The following is a 4,086-nucleotide window of genomic DNA, read 5'->3' on the forward strand; positions in this document are numbered from 1 at the left end:
GATCGGACGGCGCGGGCTCGGGAACCGGGGGCATGCCCACGAGCGTGGCTCCTTCGGTGTCAGCAGGACAACAAACGCGACCTCACCAGATGGTGACGCGCTGGTCGGCGTCGAGCCACAGCGCGTCGCCCTCGTTCACGTCGAACGCCGCGTAGAACGCGTCGATGTTACGCACGATCTGGTTGCAGCGGAACTCGTTCGGCGAGTGCGGGTCGATGGTCAGCAGGCGGATCGTCTCGGCATCCCGGCCCTTCTGCTGCCAGATCTGGGCCCAGCTGAGCAGAAGACGCTGGATCCCGGTGTACCCGTCGACGACGGGCCCGTCACCCTCGGTTTCACCCTGCTCCGCCAGGTACAGGCGGTACGCGGCGATCGCGATGCCCAGCCCGCCCAGGTCGCCGATGTTCTCGCCGATGGTGAGCTTGCCGTTGACGTGGTGCTCTGCGCTCAGGCCCTGCGGCACGAGAGCCTCGTACTGGGCGATGAGCGCGCTCGTGCGCTCTTCGAACGCCGCGCGGTCGGCATCCGTCCACCAGTCGCGCAGCGAGCCGTCGGCGTCGAAGCGGCTGCCCTGGTCGTCGAAGCCGTGGCCGATCTCGTGCCCGATCACGGCGCCGATGCCCCCGTAATTGGCGGCGGCGTCGCGACCGGCGTCGAAGAAGGGGTACTGCAGGATCGCCGCGGGGAACACGATCTCGTTCATGAGCGGGTTGTAGTACGCGTTGACCGTCTGCGGGGTCATGTACCACTCGTCGCGGTCGATCGGCTGGCCGACCTTGGCGAGCTGGCGATCGTGCTCCCAGACGTGGGCGCGGCGGACGTTGCCGACCAGGTCGTCGGCGTGGACCTCGAGGTCGGAGTAGTCCTTCCACCGGACGGGGTAGCCGATCTTCGGCACGAAGGTGTCGAGCTTGGCCAGGGCGCGCTCGCGCGTCTCGTCGGTCATCCACGTCAGCTCGCGGATCGACGAACGGTAGGCCTCGATCAGGTGGGCCACCAGGCCGTCCATGGCGTCCTTGGCGTCGGCGTCGAAGTGCCGCTCGACGTAGACCTTGCCGATCGCTTCGCCCAGAGCCGCCTCGGCGAGGCTGACGCCGCGCTTCCAGCGCTCGCGGTTGACGGGGACGCCGGTGAGCTGCGTGCCGTAGAACGCGAAGTTCTCGGACACGAACGCCTCGGTCAGGAAGGCCGCCGCCGCGTGCACGATCTTGAAGCGCAGCCACGCCTTCCAGTTGTCGAGGCGCTCCTCGACGAGCAGCGCACCGAGCGACTCGATGAAGCTCGGCTGGTAGACGATGACCTCGGCGAGCGCGTCCTCGTGCCCGGGGGCCACTCCCGCCCGCCAGGGCTCGAGGTCGACGCCGGCGAGGGCGACGGTGTCGTCCCAGCTCTTGAGGTTGTACGTCTTGACGGAGTCGCGGCTGTCCTCGCGGCTCCAGTGGTGCGCGGCGAGGTCGGTCTCGAGGGCGAAGACGCGATCGGCGGATGCCGCGGCCTCGGCGACCCCGGCCAGATCGAGGATGCGCTCGATGTGGCCGCGGTAGGCGGTCCGGGTGTCGTCGAAGTTGTCGAGGCGGTAGTAGCTCTCGTCGGGCAGCGAGATGCCGCCCTGGTAGACGACGGGGACGTAGCGCGTCGGGTCGCCCGGGTCGGGCTCGACGAAGAGCGTCAGCAGGCCGCTGATGCCGTCGCGCTCGAGCTCGCCGATGAGCCGGAGCAGGGAGGGGACGTCGGAGACGCCGTCGACGCGCTCGAGCTGGGGGTCGACGGGCGCGTGGCCCTGCGCCTCGATGCGATCGGTGTCCATGAAGCTCGCGAACAGGTCGCCGATCTTGCGGGCTTCGCTGCCCGGCTCGGCATCCTGCGACTCCTGGACGATGGTGCGCACGTCCGCCTCGGCCTGCTCGGCGATGAGGTGGAACGAGCCCCAGCGGGCCTTGTCTTCGGGGATCTCGGTGCGCTCCAGCCAGCGTCCGTTCACGTGGCGGAACAGGTCGTCCTGCGGGCGGATCTCGTCGCTGAGCTCGTCGAGCGCGAGACCGGAGCGGGGGGTGTCGGTCATGCACACAGGATAAGTGCCGCGTCTCCATGCGGGCTCGGAACGGCGCCGCTCCCGCCCGTGTCGGAGGTCCGCTCTAGGCTCTCAGACGTGACCACCAGCCCGCCCGAGACGCTGAACCGCTCGATCCTGCGGCTCGCGGTGCCGGCCCTGGGCGCGCTGATCGCCGAGCCCCTGTTCCTGATCGTGGATGCCGCTATGGTCGGCCACCTGGGAGTGGCCCCGCTCGCGGGACTCGGCGTGGCCGGCGCCGTGCTGCAGACGATCGTCGGGCTCATGGTCTTCCTCGCGTACTCGACGACGCCCGCGGTGGCGCGGCGGTTCGGCGCCGGAGAACCGGGACGCGCGGTGTCGGTCGGCATCGACGGCATGTGGCTGGCCCTGGCGCTCGGGGCCGTGCTCGCGGCCGCCGGGTCGCTCGCCACGAGCGGGATCGTCGACCTCTTCGGCGCCGCGCCCGACGTGGCCGAGAACGCCCGCACCTACCTCGCGATCTCGATGTGGGGGCTGCCGGCGATGCTCGTCGTGTTCGCCGCGACCGGGCTGCTGCGCGGCATGCAGGACACCGTCACGCCGCTGTGGATCGCCGGCCTCGGCTTCGGCGCGAACGCGCTGCTGAACGCCCTCTTCATCTACGGCTTCGGCTGGGGCATCGCCGGATCGGCGATCGGAACGGTCGCCGCGCAGTGGGGCATGGTGGGCGCGTACGTCCTGGTCGCCCGACGCCTCGCGCGCCGGCACTCGGCGTCCCTGCGCCCGCAGCGCGAGGGCCTCAGCGGCACCGCCCGGTCGGGCGGGTGGATGTTCCTGCGCACCGTGAGCCTGCGCGTCGCGCTGCTGGCCACGGTCGCCGTGGCGACGGGCCTCGGCTCGGCCGAGCTGGCGGGGTGGCAGATCGCCTTCACCATCTTCTCGACGGCGGCTTTCGCCCTCGACGCGCTGGCGATCGCCGCGCAGGCCCTCGTCGGTCGGGCGCTCGGCGCCGAACAGAACGACACCGTCGACCGGGTCCTGCGGCGCACCAGCGCGTGGGGCGTCTGGTTCGGCGTGATCGTGGGCGCGGTCATCGCGGCCGCCTCCGGCATCATCGGCCTCGTCTTCACGGGCGACGCCGAGATCGCCGCGCTCATCCAACCGGCGCTGCTCGTGCTCGCCGTCGCGCAGCCGCTCGCCGGCTTCGTCTTCGTTCTCGACGGGGTGCTCATCGGGGCCGGAGACGCGCGCTACCTCGCCCTGGCGGGGGTGCTCAACCTCGTGCCCTACGTGCCCGCGCTCGCGCTCGTCGCCCTCTTCGCCGGGGGCGGGCCCGCCGGGCTCGCGTGGCTGGCGGCCGCGTTCTTCGGTGTGTACATGCTCGCCCGGGCCCTCACGCTCGGCCTGCGCGTGCGCGGGGCGGCCTGGATGACGGCCGGGGCCTAGGGGGCCGCCTCTTTCGCACTCCGCCCGCGTCGGACCGCGTCGGGGGTCACGCCCAGCGGCGACACCACTCATACATGATCACGGCGGCCGCCGATGCGGCGTTGATCGACCTCGTCGATCCGTACTGCGTGATCTCGACCACCCCGGTCGCGGCGGTGATCGCCTCGGCCGACAGGCCCGGCCCCTCCTGCCCGAACAGCAGCACGCACTCCCGGGGCAGGTCGGCCCGATCGACCGGAACCGAGCCGTCGACGTTGTCCACCGCGACGACGGCGAGGCCCGCCTCCCGGGCCCAGGCCGCGAAGGCCGCGACGTCCTCGTGGTGGCGCACGTGCTGGTAGCGGTCAGTCACCATGGCGCCGCGGCGGTTCCACCGCTTCTTGCCGATGATGTGCACCTCGGCGGCGAGGAACGCATTGGCACTGCGCACGATGGAGCCGATGTTGAGGTCGTGCTGCCAGTTCTCGATGGCCACGTGGAACGGATGCCGCTTCGCGTCGAGGTCGGCGACGATGGCATCCATCGTCCAGTAGCGGTACGCGTCGACGACGTTGCGGCGGTCGCCCTCGGCGAGCAGCTCGCGGTCGTACCGGGGGTCGTCCGGCCAG

Annotated in this window: 3 protein-coding genes; 1 reads left to right on the forward strand and 2 read right to left on the reverse strand. The window is 71.3% G+C overall.

The window, feature by feature from the left end; genetic code table 11:
• Nucleotides 1-82 precede the first annotated feature (82 nt).
• Nucleotides 83-2,062, reverse strand: coding sequence for a M13 family metallopeptidase (locus DBR36_RS02505; protein ID WP_108317419.1), 1,980 nt, complete (start codon nt 2,060-2,062; stop codon nt 83-85).
• A gap of 87 nt (nt 2,063-2,149) precedes the next feature.
• Here DBR36_RS02505 and DBR36_RS02510 point away from each other — a divergent pair, with 87 nt between their 5' ends.
• Entirely contained in the window at nt 2,150-3,478 is a 1,329-nt protein-coding gene (locus tag DBR36_RS02510) for an MATE family efflux transporter (protein ID WP_108317420.1), read from the forward strand.
• 46 nt (nt 3,479-3,524) lie between these two features.
• On the opposite strand, the gene DBR36_RS02515 is transcribed toward DBR36_RS02510, so the two are convergent.
• Nucleotides 3,525-4,086 (reverse strand): TrmH family RNA methyltransferase (locus DBR36_RS02515; protein ID WP_108317421.1); only part of this gene is annotated, 562 nt, incomplete at its 5' end.

The organism is Microbacterium sp. HMWF026 (assembly GCF_003061325.1).
Taxonomy (GTDB): Bacteria; Actinomycetota; Actinomycetes; order Actinomycetales; family Microbacteriaceae; genus Microbacterium; species Microbacterium testaceum_E.